This window comes from Variovorax sp. TLI9-5A, assembly GCF_056867935.1.
Map to the genome: position 1 here is coordinate 1,619,195 of NZ_CP200310.1, position 18,883 is coordinate 1,638,077.

The 18,883-nt window shown below is 66.9% G+C and carries 15 protein-coding genes; 8 read left to right on the forward strand and 7 right to left on the reverse strand.

All coding sequences use genetic code 11. The annotated features are described in order from the left end of the window. Window positions 1-204 precede the first annotated feature (204 nt). Entirely contained in the window at window positions 205-1,197 is a 993-nt protein-coding gene (locus tag AC1VNX_RS07920) for a Bug family tripartite tricarboxylate transporter substrate binding protein (protein WP_483156207.1), read from the forward strand. Window positions 1,198-1,216: 19 nt separating this feature from the next. Here the strand turns inward: AC1VNX_RS07920 and AC1VNX_RS07925 are convergent, their stop codons facing one another. After that, entirely contained in the window at window positions 1,217-1,846 is a 630-nt protein-coding gene (locus tag AC1VNX_RS07925; protein WP_483156208.1) for a helix-turn-helix transcriptional regulator, read from the reverse strand. A 103-nt stretch (window positions 1,847-1,949) separates the two neighbouring features. On the opposite strand from AC1VNX_RS07925, the gene AC1VNX_RS07930 reads away from it, so the two are divergent. Continuing rightward, entirely contained in the window at window positions 1,950-3,095 is a 1,146-nt protein-coding gene (locus AC1VNX_RS07930) for a threonine synthase (protein WP_483156209.1), read from the forward strand. Between the two features lie 108 nt (window positions 3,096-3,203). Here the strand turns inward: AC1VNX_RS07930 and AC1VNX_RS07935 are convergent, their stop codons facing one another. From AC1VNX_RS07935 to AC1VNX_RS07945, 3 genes are all read right to left on the reverse strand, one after another. Further along, a complete protein-coding gene (locus tag AC1VNX_RS07935) occupies window positions 3,204-5,126 on the reverse strand; it encodes a YadA family autotransporter adhesin (protein ID WP_483156210.1) in 1,923 nt (640 codons plus the stop codon). A 587-nt stretch (window positions 5,127-5,713) separates the two neighbouring features. Continuing rightward, window positions 5,714-6,700: an ornithine cyclodeaminase family protein gene (locus AC1VNX_RS07940; protein WP_483156211.1), complete on the reverse strand. Its 987-nt coding sequence runs from the start codon at window positions 6,698-6,700 to the stop codon at window positions 5,714-5,716. A gap of 60 nt (window positions 6,701-6,760) precedes the next feature. Continuing rightward, window positions 6,761-7,069: a hypothetical protein gene (locus tag AC1VNX_RS07945; RefSeq protein ID WP_483156212.1), complete on the reverse strand. Its 309-nt coding sequence runs from the start codon at window positions 7,067-7,069 to the stop codon at window positions 6,761-6,763. 169 nt (window positions 7,070-7,238) lie between these two features. Here AC1VNX_RS07945 and secA point away from each other — a divergent pair, with 169 nt between their 5' ends. From secA to AC1VNX_RS07975, 6 genes are all read left to right on the forward strand, one after another. Beyond that, entirely contained in the window at window positions 7,239-10,025 is a 2,787-nt protein-coding gene (gene secA, locus AC1VNX_RS07950; protein WP_483156213.1) for a preprotein translocase subunit SecA, read from the forward strand. A 44-nt stretch (window positions 10,026-10,069) separates the two neighbouring features. Next, complete coding sequence (gene argJ / locus AC1VNX_RS07955; protein ID WP_483156214.1) at window positions 10,070-11,299, forward strand: bifunctional glutamate N-acetyltransferase/amino-acid acetyltransferase ArgJ; 1,230 nt, start codon at window positions 10,070-10,072, stop codon at window positions 11,297-11,299. A gap of 82 nt (window positions 11,300-11,381) precedes the next feature. Next, window positions 11,382-12,257, forward strand: a complete 876-nt coding sequence (locus AC1VNX_RS07960; RefSeq protein ID WP_483161901.1) for an ATP-binding protein — start codon at window positions 11,382-11,384, stop codon at window positions 12,255-12,257. Further along, on the forward strand, window positions 12,254-12,712 hold the full coding sequence (locus AC1VNX_RS07965; RefSeq protein ID WP_483156215.1) for an NUDIX domain-containing protein: 459 nt from the start codon (window positions 12,254-12,256) through the stop codon (window positions 12,710-12,712). Before AC1VNX_RS07960 ends, AC1VNX_RS07965 begins: the two co-directional genes overlap by 4 nt. A 7-nt stretch (window positions 12,713-12,719) precedes the next feature. Continuing rightward, entirely contained in the window at window positions 12,720-14,687 is a 1,968-nt protein-coding gene (locus AC1VNX_RS07970) for an acyltransferase family protein (protein WP_483161902.1), read from the forward strand. A 48-nt stretch (window positions 14,688-14,735) separates the two neighbouring features. Continuing rightward, entirely contained in the window at window positions 14,736-16,706 is a 1,971-nt protein-coding gene (locus AC1VNX_RS07975; protein WP_483161903.1) for an acyltransferase family protein, read from the forward strand. Window positions 16,707-16,745: 39 nt separating this feature from the next. Here AC1VNX_RS07975 and AC1VNX_RS07980 read toward each other — a convergent pair whose 3' ends face one another. Genes AC1VNX_RS07980 through AC1VNX_RS07990 form a run of 3 tightly spaced genes read right to left on the reverse strand, consistent with a single transcriptional unit; the run spans window position 16,746 to window position 18,775 of the window. Then, on the reverse strand, window positions 16,746-16,958 hold the full coding sequence (locus tag AC1VNX_RS07980) for a DNA gyrase inhibitor YacG (protein WP_483156216.1): 213 nt from the start codon (window positions 16,956-16,958) through the stop codon (window positions 16,746-16,748). Continuing rightward, window positions 16,955-17,710: a cell division protein ZapD gene (gene zapD, locus AC1VNX_RS07985; RefSeq protein WP_483156217.1), complete on the reverse strand. Its 756-nt coding sequence runs from the start codon at window positions 17,708-17,710 to the stop codon at window positions 16,955-16,957. The genes AC1VNX_RS07980 and zapD overlap by 4 nt, the downstream gene beginning before the upstream one ends. A 30-nt stretch (window positions 17,711-17,740) precedes the next feature. Then, entirely contained in the window at window positions 17,741-18,775 is a 1,035-nt protein-coding gene (locus tag AC1VNX_RS07990) for a hypothetical protein (protein ID WP_483156218.1), read from the reverse strand. Between the last annotated feature and the right edge of the window lie 108 nt (window positions 18,776-18,883).

Here is an 18,883-nt window from a genome sequence, read left to right on the forward strand (position 1 = left end):
CACACGCTAGGAGCGCAACGCCGAGTGGCCCGCCCTGACTGCCCTTCCCGCAGGGTTGGTGCTCCAAGGGGCCGTCTGCGGCGTTGCCCGCGCTTGCAAGGCGAAAGCCTTGCTGCGCACGGGCGCCTTGCAGCCAGCCCCTTGGAGCACCAACGCGACCCCGGAAATAGTGTGAACAGACCCTAACCTCTTCAGGAATCCGACATGCCGACGATGAATCGCCGGGCCTTCGTGGCCGCCGGCTCTACAGCCCTGCTCGCTTCTTCCGTCAGCCCCGCGTGGGCGGCCTACCCCGACAAGCCCGTGAAGCTCGTCGTGCCGTGGGCGGCCGGCGGCAGCACCGACGCGATTGCTCGCGCCATGGCGCAGCGCATGAGCCAGACCATCGGCAGCCCGGTGATCGTGGACAACCGGCCCGGCGCCGCCGGCATGATCGGCACCGACGCGGCGGCCAAGGCCGCGCCCGACGGCTACACCATCGCCATCGTCGAACTGCCGCATGCCATCGCACCAGCGGTGACGGCGAAGCTGCCCTACGACCTGCTGCGCGACTTCACGCCGGTGACCATGATCGGCACCTCGCCGCTGGTGTTCTTCGCGGGCATGGGCGACGACAGCAAGGACTTCAAGACCTTCCTGAAGACAGCGGCGGCGGCCGCGGCGAAGGGCACGCCGCCGGCCATCGCGCACAGCGGCGCGGGCACGGTGAGCCACCTCGCGGCGGAGCTGCTCGCGAGCCGCACGAAGATCGCGTTCAACATGGTCCCGTACCGCGGTTCGGCGCCCGCACTCACCGATGTGGCGGCAGGCACGGTTGCAGGCCACTTCGCGACGCTGGCCAGCGGCTCCAGCCTGCTGGGCGGCAACCGCATTCGCCCGCTGCTGGTGACGAGCACGCAGCGGGTGAACCTGCCCGGCCTGCAGAACGTGCCGGCGCTCGCCGAGAGCGGGCTCAAGGGCCTGGAAATCGACCAGTGGTGGGCCATGGTGGCGCCGGCCACCACGCCGCTGGACGTGATCGAGAAGCTGCGTCGCGAGGCCGTCGCCGCGCTCGAGCATCCGATGGTGAAGGAGCGGCTGTCGGCGCTCGGCGTGCAGATGAAGGGATCGACGCCGGCCGAGCTGCGCGCCTTCCTGCGCTCGGAGGCGGAGCGCTGGCAGAAGGCCGCGCACGAGATCGGGCTGCAGCCGCAATAGGCGGCAGGCGCTCCTGTCCCTACTTCGCGTCGCTGTAGACGGTGGCGCGCGACACGCCCATGTGCGCCGCTGCGATCTCGGCGCCGCGGCGGACTTCCAGCATCCCGGCCTTCTTCAGTTCCTGCACCAGCTGCTTGCGATCGGCCGGCTTCAGCGAGCGCGGCGTGGTTGCGCGCGCGGCTGCGAACTCGTCGATGCGCGCGTGGATGCGGTCCGAGTGGTTGCCGCCGCCGCCGGCTTCCAGGTGCTCGTGCACTTCCTTGTCTTCGATGCGCGTGAACTGCGAGATCGCGCTCTGGAAGCTCTGGAACAGTGTCAGGTCGACGTTCAGGCACAGCGCGGCCACGTACTCGCCGCTCTCGTCCTTGATGCCGATGGAGGTGCTCTTGACCTTGCGGCCGTCGGGAAAGGTGTTGGCGTAGTTCGCGATCACCGCCGGGAACTCCGGGTCGCGGATGCGCGCGAGGCCCAGCTCGGTGACCGACTCGCCGACCTCGCGGCCGCTGAGGCTGTTTTCTATGGCGTAGATCGCGTTCCTGGGGTTGCTCAGGTCGTGCACCACCACTTCGCAGAAGGGCGCGAAGGTCTGGCCCAGGCCCTCGGCCATGTTGCTCAGCATCTCGAGCAGCTGCTTGTTCGGCTTCTTCATACAGGGAAATGTATCCAGCTCTGGACGAACAATCTGATTTGTACGAAAAGTACAGTATTGGATGTATTATCCAGTCCTGTTCAGATTGATCCAGGAGCCACGAATGACAGAACGCGCACGCTACGTCGATCCCCGCACCGGCAGGCACCACGAGCTGTCCGAGCGCCGCTGGCGTTCGGACGACGGCAACCCGATGCTGGTCACGCCGCTGCCGGGCATCGGGCGCGACGACATCGATTTGCGCACGCGCTCGCTGTGGCGCTACCGGGCGGCGCTGCCCGTGGCCATCGACAGGCCCGCGAGCATGGGCGAAGGCTGCACGCCGCTGGTGCAGAAGCGCTGGGGCGACTTCGAGCCGCACTTCAAGCTAGAGTGGTTCAACCCGACCTGCAGCTTCAAGGACCGTGGCGCGGCGGTGATGATGTCCTTCCTGCGCCAGATCGGCGTCGACGCGGTGCTGGAAGACAGCTCGGGCAACGGCGGCGCGGCCATCGCCGCTGCGGGCGCGGCGGCCGGCATGCGGGTGAAGGTGCTCGCGCCCAGCTACACGCCCGCGCCGAAGGTGGCGCAGATCCGCGCCTTCGGCGCCGAGGTGCAGCTGGTGCCCGGGCCGCGCGAGGAGTCGGAATACGAGGCGGTGCGGCAGTCGGAGTCGATCTTCTACGCGAGCCACAACTGGCATCCGTTCTTCCTGCAGGGTACGAAGACGCTGGCCTACGAGCTGTGGGAAGACCTGGGCTTCGTGGCGCCGGACAACGTCGTGATCCCGACGGGTGCGGGCAGCAACGTGCTCGGCTGCTGGATCGGCTTCAAGGAGCTGCTGGCGGCGGGGCAGATCAAGAAGCTGCCGCGCATCTTCGTCGCGCAGCCGCTGAACTGCTCGCCGATCGATGCGAGCTTCACGGCGGGCGTCGACACGCCAGTGGAACGCGCCGTGCAGCCGACCATCGCCGAAGGCACGGCCATCAAGCGGCCGGTGCGGCTGGCGGAAATCGTGCAAGCGTTGCGCGAGACGAACGGCAGGACCGTGGCGCTGGCCGAGGAGCAGATCGCGGCGGCGGTGCGCCGGCTCGCGGCCTGCGGCCTGTATGCCGAACCCACTTCCGCGTCCGCCGCGGCGGCCATCGATGTGCTGGCGCAGCGCGGCGACATCCAACGCACGGAGACGACGGTGGCGCTGCTGACGGGTACCGGCCTCAAGTCGACGCAGTTCATGACCGGGCTCTTCGCGGACGCTTCTGCCGCATAGCGAGCCGCTGAAAAAATGGCCCCCACGCCGCTCGGCATGGGGGCCATCCACTTGCTTGCCGATTCGTTGCCGGCTCGCTCCCTGCTTGGCTCTATTTCCTCCGAACCCTTATTTCCACTTCCAGCCCACGCCGGCGTTCACGCCCCATTCCTTGCCAGTGGTCGAAATACCCGCGCCCCACGACATCTTTCCGTCGCCGGCGAGCGCCTTGAAGGTCAGCGCCACGGCGCTGTAGCCCTTGTAGCTGCCCACCCCGACGCCGACGGTCTTCTCGCCGGCGGACAGCGTCGGCAGGTAGGTGCCCGACATGGCCATGGCCATGGCCGTGCCCGTGTAGGCGATGCGCGCCACTTCGGCGACCTGGCTGCGCACCTGGTTGAGCTGGTTCACGTTGACTGCGTCCATGGGCAGCACGCCTGGCGCCACGTTGGAAATGCGCGTGCCGCCCGGTGCCTGGCCGTTGCCCAGCACGGCCTGGCTGTAGTTGACCGAGCCATCGGGGTTGGTCGCGTACTGCACGCCGCTTGCCCGCGAGGCGGCTTCGGAGGCCTTGAGCTGTGCCACGTTCGTCGCGTCGCTGTCGGCCGTGCCGGCGGCCACGCCCGTGATCTGGCGGTACCGGCCGCTGGCTGGATCGCCCACCGACAAAGCCGCCTGCGTGCCGATCGTCGTCTTGACTGCGGCCTGATGCTCCGCGGGGGCGTTGCGCGGCAGATGGCCGGCCACGCCGGCAGGGGTGGAGGCCACCGAGCCGGCGCCCAGTGCCACGCCTTCGCTTTGCTGCACCACTGCGCCGAAGCCGATGGCCGTGCCCTTGACGATGTTCTGCACCCGGCTCAGCGAGGTGCCGCCGGCATCGGCGTTGTCGCCCAGCGCGGCGCCACCGCCACCCGCGCGGGAGCTGACGCCGATGGCCTGCGAGCCCGTGGCCAGCGCGCCTGTGCCGATGGCGATCGCGTTGACGCCGGTGGCATGGGCGCCGGAGCCCATCGCCATCGCACTGTTGGCGGCAGCCTTCGCGCCGTTGCCGATGGCGAGTGCGCTGGGGCCGCTGGCCTCCGACTGGGGCCCGATCGCTACGGCCCGGTCGCCAGTGGCCACCGAGTCGCCCGCCGTCGAGTTGGTGTGGAAATACTTGGTGCCCGTGTTGTAGATCGTGCTGACCGACGTGCTCAGGCTGCGGAGATTGCTGTTGGTCGTGCCCAGGCTGGTCGAGAGGCTGCCGATGCCGGTCGATGTGGACGTGGACAGGCTGGCGATGGTGCCCTTCGTCGTGGCCAGGCTGGTCGACAAGGAGGCGGTCGCCGTCGACAGCTGGCTGACGTTGACGGCGTCCGTCGGGGCGCCGCCGGCCGCGACGTTGGTGAGCCTGCGCTCACTGCCGCTGGCCCCCACCGACACTTCGCCGGACGGCGTCGCGCCGGAGATTGCCGCACCTGCGGACGGTGTGTAGGCCGCATCGTTCTGCAACGCAGCGAGCGAGTTGGCCGTGCTGCTGCCTGCTCCGATGGCGGCACTGCCGTCGTACTTAGCGGCGGCGCCGCTGCCGATCGCTACTGCGCCCTGGCCGGACGCGGTGGATGCCGAGCCGAGTGCTGTCGAGTTCAGGCCCGGAGCCTTGGAGCCGTAGCCGATCGCCGTGCTCCCGGTGCCGGAGGCATCGCTCGAGAGGCCGGCTGCGGTGCCCCACTTGCCGGCGGTGCTGGAGAACCCGAAGGCGGAAGCCCCGCCGTCGGTGCCCTGGGAGTAGCTGCCATACACCGATACGCCGTCCTGGTTGTTGCCGCTCGAGTTGCAGCCGGCGACGTTGGAAAGGGTGCTGCTTCCATCGACCGGCATGTCGCTGGTTCCGGCCACGGTCACATGTCCGACGGTTGCGCCGGTCGTGCTGTTGCAATGGCTCGGTGCGTAGGTCGAGGCGCTGGCAGCCAGGGGTGCCAGTTGCAGTCCGATGGCGAGGGCTGCGGCGGCAACGGCGGACAGCTTGAAGCCTGAGCGGCTGTCGGGAGTGTTTTGATAAGAATTGCTCATGAGATTTTTAAAAAATGACCAAAAAATTTAATTTCCAGAACCAATGCGCGTGACAGCGCGACCGAAATCCAGATGGAATTCGGCGCTGTCGAGGATTTGCTGGGTGGGAAGTTGAAATCCCGGCTGTTGCGGGAAATCTGGCCTCACCGAAGGCTGCTTGCGGGGGCACAGCGGGGTGCGCTGCCGGCGAAGCGGGCGCTAACCGAGGGGCTCGGCGGAAATCATTTCAACCTCTCTGTTTATTCGGTGATGAACGTCACGGAGAGGTGCACTGCCAAACTCCGCTAAGACCTTTTGGGTTGCGGAATGTATCGATCGGGAGTCGGATCGGACAATGACTAACGATGCCAGTTAATGGCATTCATCGAAGAATTGAAATCCGAATGGCGCGCGATTTTTTGAATTGAGACGAGAACGATTTCGCATTTTTGAATTCACCTTTTCAAGTGATTCGGCTGCGAAAACCCGCTCGCGTCCAATTGATGACGAAAGTTGTCGAAAAATGCCTATCAACAGCGTCCGAAATGTTCTTTTCTCCGCATTAAAAACTTCACGCTTTCAACACGGAGTGGCAGCCGCGCGAGGCGCTACCAGGGCCAGGCGATACGCGTGCCCGTGCCGGTCTCGGCGGCGCGCGCATGCAGCAGGCGCGCGACGGTCAGGTCCTGCAGTGCGAGGCCTGTCATGTCGAAGACGGTGATGTCGTCGGCGGCCCGCTCGAAGGTCGCCCTGCCGCTCAGCAGATCGCCCAGTTCGACGCATGCCATATCGGGTGCCCATTGCGTTTCGCCGATCTGCCGAGCCTGTGTTTGATCGTCGACGAACAGGCGCGCCCGTGGCAGCAGGCCTTCGGGGAGCTCGCGCTTGCCGCGGGTGTCGGCGCCGACGCAGTTCAGATGCGTGCCGGGCTGGACCGCGTCGAGATCGAACAGCGCGCCGCCGCCCGGCGTGGCAGTGATCACGATGTCGCTGCGGGCCACGGCGGCGTTGCGGTCGGTGGCCGGCGTGATGTTGCAGCGGCCGCTGAAGTGCGCTTCGAAGGCGGCATTGCGCTCGCTGCTCGCACTTATATAGAGAACCTCGCGCAGCGAGGGAATGAGGCGCAGCGCGAAGTCGAGCTGGATGCGCGCCTGCACGCCGGTGCCGAAGACGCAAAGCCGCGTGCTGTCGGCCCGTGCGAGCTTCTGCAGGCCGAGCCCGCCGGCCGCGCCGGTGCGCACGGTCGTTACCGTGTTGCCGTCGATGACGCACAGCGGCCGGCCGGTCGCCGGGTCGATCAGCACGATGGTTGCCTGATGGGGCTCGCCGCCGCGCCGTCGGTTGGCCGGCCAGAAGCCGGCGGCCTTGAAGCCGAGCAGCCCCTGGGCCTGCACGTCGCCGGACTTGATGCCGAACACGCCATCGGTGCTGAGCGGTTCGCGCACGACGGGGAACACGCGGCCCTCGCGTTCGCTGTGCAGCACGAAGGCCTCGCGCACCGCTTCGAGCACTTCGGCGGGGGAAAGGAGGGCGTCGACCTGGTTCTTGTCGAGCAGCAGGAGTCGGGCGTCGGCGGGCGCGATGGAGGATGTCATCTGGAAATATTATCTATCTCCAGACAAAAAATCAAAAACGACCGATGCAGGCCGATGCCGTCAGCGCCCCGTGTGCACCTTGATCCTTATCGTCGCCACGTCCCAGCCCCGGTTCCTCAGCCGGGTCACCAGCATCGGCGCCAGCTGGCGCAGCTTGGCCGCGGCGGCGCTGCCCTTGACCAGCATGCACCAGACGTCGCCCTCGGCCGGCCCGGCCTGCACGGCCGCGCGCATGGCTGGCGGGATCAGTCCTTCCACCGCCTTGAGCCGCTCCGTGGTGTCGCGCGCGCGCGCCATCAGGCTGCCCAGCGTAGGGGCGCCTTCCGCAGCTTCCTGCAGTGAAATGGCGGGGGGAAGTCGGCGATACATCGGTAATCCAGGGGTTAGAAACAAGACAGCTAAAATGCCCGGTTTGCCGGCGTCCGCGCCGGAAAAGGCTGCTTGCTTTCATTGAAAGCGCGCCCAACTGCTTTCACCATATCTTAGGGAATCCGGTCGAAGTGCCTGCCGTATCTCAGGCGCCCGCCCATCTCCACCCATGGCAACCAACTTCCTGACCCAGATTTTCGGCAGTCGCAACGACCGGCTGCTCAAGCAGTATCGCAAGACGGTGGAACGCATCAATGCGCTCGAACCCGAGTTCGAGAAGCTCAGCGACGACGGGCTGCGCGCCAAGACCCAGGAGTTCAAGGACCGCATCGCCAAGGGCGAAACCCTGGACGCCCTGCTGCCCGAAGCCTTTGCCACGGTGCGCGAAGGCTCCAAGCGCGTCATGAAGATGCGCCACTTCGATGTCCAGCTGCTGGGCGGCATGGCGCTTCACAACGGCAAGATTTCCGAAATGCGCACCGGCGAAGGCAAGACGCTGACCGCCACGCTGCCGGTGTACCTGAATGCACTGTCGGGCAAGGGCGTGCACGTGGTCACGGTGAACGACTACCTCGCCAACCGCGACGCGACCTGGATGGGCCGCCTCTACAACTTCCTCGGCCTGACGGTGGGCATCAACCTGCCGCAGATGCCGCGCGAGGAAAAGCAGGCCGCCTATCGCAGCGACATCACCTACGGCACGAACAACGAATACGGCTTCGACTACCTGCGCGACAACATGGTCTACGAGCCCGGCGACCGGGTGCAGCGCGGGCTGAACTACGCGATCGTCGACGAGGTGGACTCCATCCTGATCGACGAGGCCCGCACGCCGCTGATCATCAGCGGCCAGGCCGAGGACCACACCGACCTGTATCTGGCCATCAACAAGGTGGTACCGCTGCTCAAGAAGCAGGAAGGCGAAGCCGACCCGCGCACGGGCGAGGGCGTCACGGTGCCCGGCGACTTCACGGTCGACGAGAAGACGCACCAGGTGTTCCTGACAGAAGACGGCCACGAGAACGCCGAGCGCATCCTGGGCGAATTCAAGCTGCTGCCCGAGGGCGCGTCGCTCTACGACCCGGCCAACATCACGCTGATGCACCACCTGAACGCGGCGCTGCGCGCCCGTCACCTGTATCACCGCGACCAGCATTACGTGGTGCAGCAGGGCGAAGTGGTCATCGTCGACGAATTCACCGGCCGCCTCATGACGGGCCGCCGCTGGAGCGACGGCCTGCACCAGGCCGTGGAAGCCAAGGAAGGCGTGGAGATCCAGGCCGAGAACCAGACGCTGGCCTCCATCACCTTCCAGAACTACTTCCGCCTGTACGCCAAGCTCGCCGGCATGACCGGCACGGCGGACACCGAGGCCTACGAGTTCCAGGAAATCTACGGCCTCGAGACCGTCATCATCCCGCCCAACCGCATCAGCAAGCGCGAGGACCAGCTCGACCGCGTCTACAAGACGACGCGCGAGAAGTACGAGGCTGCCATCCAGGACATCCGCGAGTGCTACGAGCGCGGCCAGCCGGTGCTGGTGGGCACGTCGTCCATCGAGAACTCCGAAATCATCGACGGCCTGCTGACGCAGGCGGGCCTGCCGCACCAGGTGCTGAACGCCAAGCAGCACGCACGCGAAGCCGACATCGTGGCGCAGGCCGGCCGCACGAAGATGATCACCATCGCGACCAACATGGCAGGCCGCGGTACCGACATCGTGCTGGGCGGCAACATCGAGAAGATGATCGAGGCCATCGAGAACGACGAAGGCCGCGACGAAGCCACGAAGAAGGCCGACATCGAGCACGTGCGCGCCGAGTGGACCAAGGACCACGAATTCGTGAAGTCGCTCGGCGGCCTGCGCATCATCGCCACCGAGCGCCACGAGTCGCGCCGCATCGACAACCAGCTGCGCGGCCGCTCGGGCCGCCAGGGCGACCCGGGCTCCTCGCGCTTCTACCTGAGCCTGGACGATCCGCTGATGCGCATCTTCGCGGGCGACCGCGTGAAGGCGATCATGGACCGCCTGAAGATGCCCGACGGCGAAGCCATCGAGGCCGGCATCGTCACGCGCAGCATCGAGAGCGCGCAGCGCAAGGTCGAGGCGCGCAACTTCGACATCCGCAAGCAGCTGCTCGAGTACGACGACGTGTCGAACGACCAGCGCAAGGTGATCTACCAGCAGCGCAACGACATCCTCGACGCTGGCGACCTCACGGCGCAGATCGCCGGCCTGCGCGAAGGCTGCTTCACCGACCTCGTGCGCCAGTACGTGCCGAGCGAATCGGTCGAGGAGCAGTGGGACCTGGAAGGCCTCGAGAAGACGCTCTTCACCGAGTGGGGCATCGACATGCCGCTCAAGAAGGAAGTCGAGGCTGCCGAGGCCATTGCCGACGAGGACATCGTCGAGAAGGTGCTCAAGAACGCCAACGAGACCTTCGACGCCAAGGTCACGCTGATCGGCCAGGAGAACTTCACCCAGTTCGAGCGCATGGTGCTGCTGCAGAGCATCGACACCCACTGGCGCGAACACCTGGCTTCGCTCGACTACCTGCGCCAGGGCATCCACCTGCGCGGCTACGCGCAGAAGCAGCCCAAGCAGGAATACAAGCGCGAAGCCTTCGAGCTCTTCGGCCAGTTGCTGGATTCGGTCAAGAACGAAGTCACGCGCCAGCTCATGACGGTGCGCGTGCAGTCGAGCGAGCAGCTCGAGGAAGCCGCCGAAGCGATGGAGAGCCGCGGCGAGAACGTCTCGAACATCACCTACTCGGCACCGACCGAGACGGGCGAGGTCGAGGTCCGCGTCGACGAGGAAAGCCAGCGCCGCATCGCGGCTGCGGGTCTGGGCACGCTCAGCGCGGAAGCCGCGGCCTTCGCCCGTGTCGGCCGCAATGATCCGTGCCCCTGCGGCAGCGGCAAGAAATACAAGCAGTGCCACGGCAAGCTGACCTGAGCTGAAGCCGTCGTTCGCAACAACTCATCCAGAGAGAAATCCCCATGCCCGTGAACCTGTCAGCCCCTGATCCTGCCGCCTTGTTCGCGGTGCCCGGCGTCCGCATCGGCGTGGCCGAAGCGGGCGTGCGCAAGGCCAATCGCAAGGACCTGACGGTCGTGCTGATCGACGAGGGTTCGGCCGTCGGCGGCGTGTTCACGCAGAACCGCTTCTGCGCGGCGCCGGTGCAGGTCTGCCGCGACCACCTGGCCGCGAACCACGGCATCCGGGCGATGGTCATCAACACCGGCAACGCCAACGCGGGCACCGGCGAAGACGGCCTGATGCGCACGCGCTCCACCTGCATCGCGCTGGCGCGCAAGCTGGAGATCTCGCCCGAGCAGATCCTGCCGTTCTCCACCGGCGTGATCATGGAGCCGCTGCCCGTGGATCGCATCGAAGCCGGCCTGCCGGCCGCGCTGGCCGACGCAAAGGCGGACAACTGGGCGCGCGCGGCCGAAGGCATCATGACCACCGACACGATCCCCAAGGCGTTCAGCCAGCAGGTCCAGGTCGGCGGCGCCACCGTCACCATCACAGGCATCAGCAAGGGCGCCGGCATGATCCGCCCGAACATGGCGACCATGCTGGGCTTCCTGGCGACCGACGCGAAGATCGATCCCTCGCTGATCCAGCCGCTGGCCAAGCTGCTGGCCGACGCCTCGTTCAACCGCGTGACCATCGACGGCGACACCTCGACGAACGACTCGTTCGTGGTCATCGCCACGCAGAAGGCGGCGCACGCCACCATCACCTCACTCGATTCGGCCGAAGGCAAGGCGCTCGTGGCAGCGATGCAGAACGTGGCGCGCCAGCTGGCGCAGGCCATCGTGCGCGACGGCGAAGGCGCGACCAAGTTCATCACCATTCAGGTCGAAGGCGGCCGCGACGCTGCCGAGTGCAGGCAGGTGGCGTATGCCGTGGCGCATTCGCCGCTGGTCAAGACGGCCTTCTACGCCAGCGACCCGAACCTGGGCCGCATCCTGGCGGCCGTGGGCTACGCCGGCATCGCCGACCTCGACCAGACCGGCATCGACCTGTTCCTCGACGACGTGCATGTGGCCGTCAAGGGCGGGCGCAATCCGTCGTACCGCGAGGAAGACGGCCAGCGCGTGATGAAGCAGAGCGAGATCACCGTGCGCATCGGCCTGGGCCGCGGCAACGCCAGCGAAACGGTTTGGACCTGCGACTTCAGCCACGAATACGTGACCATCAACGCCGACTACAGATCCTGATGACCCCCACGCTCCGCACTTCGTGTCGTCGCTGCCCCCCGAGGGGGCGCTCTACGCCCTGCGGGCGGCCGGGCGGGCGCAGATGAACGAGCAGTTCCAACGGCTGATCGAACGCGCCGAACAGCTCATCACCCGCATCGAATCGATCCTTCCGCAGCCGCTGGCCGCGCCTGCCGACTGGAACGCGTCCATCGCCTGGCGCTACCGCCGCCGCAGCTCGGGCCACGGCGTGCTCGAGCCGGTGAAGCACGTGGCGGCGATGTCGCTCGACTCGCTGAAGGAAATCGACGTCCAGAAGGAAAAGATCGCGCGCAACACGCAGCAGTTCGTCGAAGGCAAGCCCGCCAACAACGTGCTGCTGACGGGAGCGCGCGGCACGGGCAAGTCGTCGCTGATCCGCGCCTGCCTGCAGACCTATGCACCGCAGGGGCTGCGTCTGATCGAGGTGGACAAGGCCGAGCTCACCGACCTGCCCGACATCGTCGAGGTGGTGTCGCAGCGGCCCGAGAAATTCATCGTGTTCAGCGACGACCTGAGCTTCGACGAGGGCGAGCCGGGCTACAAGGCGCTGAAGTCGATCCTCGACGGCTCGATCGCGGCCTCGACGCCCAACGTGCTGATCTACGCGACCAGCAACCGGCGCCACCTGTTGCCCGAGTACATGAAGGACAACCTCTCGTACACCCACACCGAGGACGGCGAAGTCCATCCCGGCGAGGTGATCGAGGAAAAGATCTCGCTGTCGGAGCGCTTCGGCCTCTGGGTGAGCTTCTATCCCTTCAGCCAGAACGAATACCTGACGATCGTGGGGCAGTGGCTCTCGTCGTTCGGCGTGGACGAGGCTGCCATCGCGGCGGCGCGGCCCGAGGCGCTCGTTTGGGCGCTGGAGCGCGGCTCGCGCAGCGGCCGCGTGGCCTATCAGTTCGCGCGCGATTACGCGGGGCGGAGCAAGGCGTGAGCGAACCCCGCAAGCACACGGAAGTCGCGGTCGGCGTGCTGATCCGTCTGTCCGACGATGCCCTGCTGCTTTCCACGCGGCCCGAGGGCAAGGCCTACGCGGGCTTCTGGGAGTTTCCCGGCGGCAAGATCGAAGCGGGCGAGACGGTCGAGCAGGCGTTGCGTCGCGAGCTGCAGGAAGAACTCGGCATCACCATCGACGGCGCCGAGGTCTGGAAGGTCACGGAGCACGACTATCCGCATGCGCTGGTGCGCCTGCACTGGTGCAAGGTCACGGCCTGGAGCGGCGAATTCGAGATGCGCGAAGGCCAGCGCATGGCCTGGCAGCAGCTGCCGCTGGACGTGACGCCGGTGCTGCCGGGCGCGTTCCCGGTGCTGCAGTGGCTGTCGGAAGAGCGCGGCCTGCCGTTCGTGGCGCCGCCGGTGGTCGCGCCTGCCGACGCGCCGGCCAACTGACCGCTTGATGCATCCCAAGTACCGTCCGGACATTGACGGCCTGCGCGCCATCGCGGTGGGCTCGGTGCTGGTGTATCACGCCTTCCCTACGGCGCTGATGGGCGGCTTCATCGGGGTCGACATCTTCTTCGTGATCTCGGGCTTCCTGATCACGACCATCATTCTCCAGAGCCTCGCGGCGGGCGACTTCAGCTACCGCGACTTCTACGCGCGGCGCATCCGGCGGATCTTCCCGGCGCTGCTCGTGGTGCTGTTCGCCACGCTGTGCGCCGGCTGGTATCTGCTGCTGTCCGACGAGTTCGCCGAGCTCGGCAAGCAGACCGTGGGCGGGGCGGCCTTCGTCGCCAATTTCGTGTTCTGGGGCGAGTCGGGCTACTTCGACACCGCCGCCGAGACCAAGCCGCTGTTGCACCTGTGGTCGCTGGGCATCGAGGAGCAGTTCTACATCTTCTGGCCGCTGCTGCTGGGGCTCGCCTGGCGCAAGGGCTGGCCGATCGTGCGCGTGGTACTTGCCGTGGCGGCGGTCTCGCTTCTGGTGAACGTGACGACGGTGCACCCGTTGCCGGCGGCGTCGTTCTACTCGCCGGCCTCGCGCTTCTGGGAGCTGATGGTGGGCGGCATCCTGGCCTGCATGCGGCTGAAGCCGCCGGCGCCGAGCGCGTGGCGCAGCCACCTGCAGTCGGTGCTGGGCGTGGGGCTGATCGTGCTCGGGCTGGTGATGATCCGCAGCAACAAGGCCTTCCCGGGCTGGTGGGCGCTGCTGCCCACGCTGGGCGCGGTGAGCTGCATCGCCGCGGGGCCGAACGGGGTGCTCAACAAGTACCTGCTGTCGAACCGGGTGATGGTGTGGATCGGGCTCATCAGCTATCCGCTGTACCTGTGGCATTGGCCACTGCTGGCCTTCGTGCGCATCGTGGAGGCCGACCCGCTGCATCCCTCGCCGGTCTACCGCGCTGGCGCGATGGTGGCCGCCGTGCTGCTGGCCTGGGCCACGTACCGCTTCGTCGAACGCTACACGAGAAGCCGTCCCGGCACGGGCATCCTCAAGGCGCTGGGCGGCGGCATGGTGCTGATCGCCGCGCTGGGCACCGCGATCTTCTTCGGCGTGCCCGGCCCCCGCAACAACAGCGACCGGCTGCAGATCGTCGCTAACGCCACGCTCGACGCCGACTACTACGCAGGCTTCAAGCTCGACCAGATCGGCGAGCAGCTGGTCTACAAGACCGGCAGCGGCCCGAAGCGCGTGCTCTTCGTGGGCGACAGCCATGTGCAGCAGTACGCGCCGCGCATCATGGAGCTGTCGCGCACGCTGTCGATGCCCGACAAGTCGGCCTGGTTCGTGACCCAGGGCGCATGCCCGGCGGTGCCCGGCGTGTATGCGGACAAGAACATCGGCTGTGCCGAGCGGCGCGACGCCATGCTGGCCTACGCCATGGGCCCCGAGATCGATTCGGTCGTCATCGGCGGCTGCTGGAACTGCTATTTCGTCGGCCGCGGCGCGCTGGACTACTACTACCGCGGCGCCGACAACAAGGCCCACCCGTTCCAGGGCGGCGATGGCATCGAGCGCTCGCTGGCTTCGATGGAAGCCACGCTGCGCGAGCTGGCGCGGCACAAGAAGGTCTTCCTGCTGCTCGACAACCCGGGCGGCCCCGAGTTCACGCCCAAGCGCCTGATCGAAGGCAGCCGCCTCACGCACATGGAGGCCATGACTTCCTCGCCGACGGCGCCGCTGCCGGCCGATCAGAAGGCGCTCAACGACCGGCTGCGCGCCATCGCCGAGGCGAGCGGGGCGGAACCCATCGATGCGATGGCTGTGCTGTGCAAGGACGGCAGCCATTGCCTGGTCACGCTGCCCGACGGCGCCCCCGCATACAAGGACGCCGACCACCTGCGGCCGCGCTACACGCGGGAAGAGGCGAGCTACTTCGACCGTACCGTGCGCAGCGCCCCCGCGCAGCAGCCGTCGCGCTGAGCGAACCCTCGCCAGCCGACTGACCGATCGATCGAAGACGACGTGACCATGCATCCCAAGTACCGCCCGGACATCGACGGCCTGCGCGCGATCGCGGTGGGCTCGGTGCTGGCGTACCACGCCTTTCCGAGCCTGCTGCCGGGCGGCTTCATCGGCGTCGACATCTTCTTCGTGATCTCGGGCTTCCTGATCACGACCATCCTCCTGCAGAGCCTGGCGGCGGGCGACTTCAGCTACCGCGACTTCTACACACGCCGCATCCGGCGGATCTTTCCGGCGCTGGTGCTGGTGCTGCTCGCGACGCTGGCCTTCGGCTGGTATGTGCTGCTGCCAGGCGAGTTCTCGCAGCTGGGCAAGCAGACCACGGGCGGCGCCGCCTTCTTCGCCAACCTCGTCTTCCTGGGCGAGGCCGGCTACTTCGACGCCACCGCCGAGACCAAGCCGCTGCTGCACCTGTGGTCGCTGGGCATCGAGGAGCAGTTCTACATCTTCTGGCCGCTGATGCTGGGGCTGGCCTGGCGCAAGCGCTGGCCGATCCTGCGCGTGACGCTGGCGGTGGCGACGGTCTCGTTCCTCGTCAATGTGCTGACGGTGCAGCCGCATCGTGCGGCGGCTTTCTATTCGCCGCTGTCGCGAGCCTGGGAGCTGATGGCGGGCGGGCTGCTGGCGGTCATGCAGCTGCAGGCCGCTGCTCACGGGGCGGTGAGCACCCGTGCGTGGAAGAAGCATCTGCAGTCGATCATCGGCATCGCGCTGATCGTGCTCGGCCTCTTCATGACGCGGAGCACCAAGGCGTTTCCGGGCTGGTGGGCTCTGCTGCCGGTGCTGGGCGCGGCAAGCTGCATCGCGGCCGGACCGGGGGGCGTGCTCAACAAGTACCTGCTGTCGAACCGGGTCATGGTGTGGATCGGGCTGATCAGCTACCCGCTGTATCTCTGGCACTGGCCGCTGCTGTCTTACGCGCGCATCGTGACCGGCGGCGAGCCGCCTCTGCAGCTGCGCATCGTGCTGGTGGTGGCGTCGATCGTGCTCGCCTGGGCCACGTATCGCTTCCTGGAGCGCTTCGTCAAGCTGCACCTCTCGCCGGCGATCCTGCGCGGGCTGGCTGGTGCGGGCGCCGCGCTGGCGCTGGCCGGCGTGCTGGTCTTCCTGGGCACGCCATTGCCGCGCCACGACAGCCCGGCCCTGCAGGCGGTGGCCGATGCGACGCGCGAGGACAACTACTACGACGGCTTCGAGGAAGCCGCGCTGGGCGGCCAGTTCGTCTACCGCGCCGGCAGCGGCAAGCACAACGTGCTGCTGATCGGCGACAGCCACGTCGAGCAATACGCGCCGCGCGCGCTCGAACTGGTGCGCACGCAGCCCGACAAGGCGCGCACCGTGTACTTCGCGACCAAGGGCTCGTGCCCGCCGGTGCCGGGCCTGTTTAGCGGCCTGGACACCGGCTGCGACGAGCGGCGCATGGCGGTGCTCGACCTGGCGCTCAAGCCGGAGGTCGACTCGGTGGTGCTGGGGGCTTGCTGGAGCTGCTACTTCACCGGCGCCGGGCCGACGGTGAATTACTTCGTGGACGACCGGAAGGCCGTGCACCGGTTCCTCGGCGGTGACGGCATCGAGCAGTCGCTCAAGTCGCTGGGCGAGGTGCTGAAGCGGCTGTCGGCGCACAAGCCGGTCTATTTGGTGCTCGGCAATCCGGTGGGCATGGATTTCGACCCGCTCAGGCAGATCGAGGGAAGCCGCCTGGGGCGCATGACGTCGGAATCCGGGCAGCTCAAGGCGCCGATGCCGCAGGACCAGGCGCAGTTCAACGCACGGCTGAAGCAGGTGGCGCAGGCCAACGGGGCCAAGGTCATCGAGCCTTTCGCCAGCCTGTGCGCTGATGGCCAATGCATCCGCAGCATGCCGGACGACGGTTCGCCTGCCTACAAGGACATCGGCCATCTCCGGCCACAGTATGCGCGCAGCTTCGCGACGTACATCGATCCGGCGCTGCTGGACGAAGGCGCGGCTGGCAAGTAAGCGGCCGCTGTGCCCGCAGGCCAGCGGCGCAGGCTTTTCCTACTGGATCTTGGGATCGCCGAAAGGCTCGTCGTCCGACGGTGCCTCGGCTGGCATGCGGAAATCCTCGCTGGCCCACGCGCCCAGGTCGATGCCCTTGCAGCGCGCGCTGCAGAAAGGCCGGTAGGCATTGCTGGGCGCATAAATGCTGTCGCCTCCGCAGGAGGGGCAGCGCACGATCCGCTCGCCCTTGCTGTTCACCTCGGTCGTCATGCGCAGAGGGTGAGCTCGAAGGGGGCGTCTTCCGAGCTCTGGTGAAGGCGGTCGTCCTTGTCGTGGCGCATCAGGCGCACCGAGACCATGAGGCGGTTGCCGCTGATTTCGGGAATCAGCCCCAGCTTGGGGTCGATGCGCAGGCGCAGCAACTGGAAGCTGCGGCCCTGCGGCAGGTTCTGCTGGAACTGGCCGTTGACCGCGATCACCTTGTAGGGCACGTCGGCGTCGCGCAGCAGCTTGAGCAGAAGGTAGATCGACGAGGCCAGGGGCGACAGCGTGTTCGACCAGCGTTCGAGATCGGCGCGCCGGCTCGCGGCGGGGCGGTGCTGCCAGGCGTAATAGGCGGGCAGGTCGAACTCGCAGGTGCCGCCCGGAATGCCGGCGCGGCTGCGGATGCTCATGAGCCACTCGTTCTCGGTCAGCGCCTGGCCTGCCTTGCCGGCCACGCTGTTGAGGGTGGCGAAGTTGCCTTCGAGCTGGCCGACGACCTGGTCGAGCACGGCCTCGGCGATGGCCGGATTGCCCCGGTAGCTGTTGAAGACGTTCTTGTGCTTGTCCAGGTCGCGCAGCACGTCGGCCTTGAGGTCGGCGCGCGCGGCGACGTCCATGATCTCGAAGATCGTGACCAGGGCGTAGTGGTGGGACAGCGGGGATTCGGCCGGCACCAGCTCGCCGAGGCGGCGAAACAGGTGCTCGAGCCGCAGGTACGTGCGGATGCGCTCGTTGAAGGGGTACTCGTAGAGGATCACGCGTATCGGTTTTTCACGTCGGGTTCGAGCTCATTGCGATTTGGCGACCGGTGGCGGGAACACCTCGCGCACAGCCTCCAGCATACGCTGCCCGAAAAGAATGTAACCCCGGGTCGACACGTGGGTCTCGTTGGCAGGGAAAAGATCCTTCATCTTGAAGCGGTTCTGCTCGGCCAGCGCGAACAGGTCCGGGCCGATATTTTGCGGGTTGAACGCGGCCCGGAACGCGTCGGCATGGTTTTGTTGCAAATACACGCTGGTCTTGTTGGGCACGACCATCCACACCACCTTGTAGGGCGCGGCGGTGCTCTCGAAGCGCTTCATGAACTGCGCGGACTCGGCCGTCAGCGCCGGATTGACGCGGTCTTCGGCGGTCATCAGCAGCTTGTTGCAAGCGCGGTGGCTGAACTGCTTGCAGCCCTCGGGTACCACGCGCGCGTCGATCAGCGGGCCCCAGCGATCGGGCGTGTTGGTCCAGCTGTCGGAGGCCAGGATCTCCTTGGTGTTTTGGTATGTCAACCAGCCGCTGAGCAGCTGGGCGTCCCAGTTGAGCTGGAAGCCGGGAGCGGGCTTGGAGGGGTTCTCGAAAGGCGGCGGCGTCGGCTTGAAGGCATGCTTCATGGTCTTGCACGACTCCGATTTCTCGATGCGGTCGGAAAGCAGGCGCTCGATGCTCTCGACGATGACCACCTTGCCCTTGAACCCGGACTTCTCGAGCCAGCCCGAGAAATCGTCGCACACGACGCCACCCAGGTTGTCCCAGTGCGTGGTCGTGAGCTTGTAGCCCGCGCCCACCAGCGACGACTGCCATGCGTAGCGCACGGAGAAGCTGTCGCCGATCACCAGGATGTCGGATTCGTTGATGGGCCAGGTCTTGACGTCGGCATCGGGAATGGGCGGTGGCGGCTCGTGCCAGCCGAACTCGCGCTCGGAAATGCGCCCGATGCGGGTCAGGTCGCCGTAGGGAATGGGCGTGAAGAGGCTGACGAGCAGCAGCGCGCAGCACACCAGATAGCCCGCGGCGAAGATGCGAAGCCAGGTCCTGGCCGATTTCGTGTCTTCCATCTCAGCCCTCCATGGCGGTCCGAATGGTCTCCAGCGCATGACCCTGACGTGTTCCATTCGCGGGACGCCGTGGAACCGGCTTTGCCGGGCCACCGGCGTCGCCCCCGG

Excerpts from the sequence above, each read along its gene's own strand:
- AC1VNX_RS07920 (WP_483156207.1), top strand. The coding sequence starts at position 205 with ATGCCGACGATGAATCGCCGGGCCTTCGTGGCCGCCGGCTCTACAGCC.
- AC1VNX_RS07925 (WP_483156208.1), bottom strand. The coding sequence starts at position 1,846 with ATGAAGAAGCCGAACAAGCAGCTGCTCGAGATGCTGAGCAACATGGCC.
- AC1VNX_RS07930 (WP_483156209.1), top strand. The coding sequence starts at position 1,950 with ATGACAGAACGCGCACGCTACGTCGATCCCCGCACCGGCAGGCACCAC.
- AC1VNX_RS07935 (WP_483156210.1), bottom strand. The coding sequence starts at position 5,126 with ATGAGCAATTCTTATCAAAACACTCCCGACAGCCGCTCAGGCTTCAAG.
- AC1VNX_RS07940 (WP_483156211.1), bottom strand. The coding sequence starts at position 6,700 with ATGACATCCTCCATCGCGCCCGCCGACGCCCGACTCCTGCTGCTCGAC.
- AC1VNX_RS07945 (WP_483156212.1), bottom strand. The coding sequence starts at position 7,069 with ATGTATCGCCGACTTCCCCCCGCCATTTCACTGCAGGAAGCTGCGGAA.
- secA (WP_483156213.1), top strand. The coding sequence starts at position 7,239 with ATGGCAACCAACTTCCTGACCCAGATTTTCGGCAGTCGCAACGACCGG.
- argJ (WP_483156214.1), top strand. The coding sequence starts at position 10,070 with ATGCCCGTGAACCTGTCAGCCCCTGATCCTGCCGCCTTGTTCGCGGTG.
- AC1VNX_RS07960 (WP_483161901.1), top strand. The coding sequence starts at position 11,382 with ATGAACGAGCAGTTCCAACGGCTGATCGAACGCGCCGAACAGCTCATC.
- AC1VNX_RS07970 (WP_483161902.1), top strand. The coding sequence starts at position 12,720 with ATGCATCCCAAGTACCGTCCGGACATTGACGGCCTGCGCGCCATCGCG.
- AC1VNX_RS07975 (WP_483161903.1), top strand. The coding sequence starts at position 14,736 with ATGCATCCCAAGTACCGCCCGGACATCGACGGCCTGCGCGCGATCGCG.
- AC1VNX_RS07980 (WP_483156216.1), bottom strand. The coding sequence starts at position 16,958 with ATGACGACCGAGGTGAACAGCAAGGGCGAGCGGATCGTGCGCTGCCCC.
- AC1VNX_RS07990 (WP_483156218.1), bottom strand. The coding sequence starts at position 18,775 with ATGGAAGACACGAAATCGGCCAGGACCTGGCTTCGCATCTTCGCCGCG.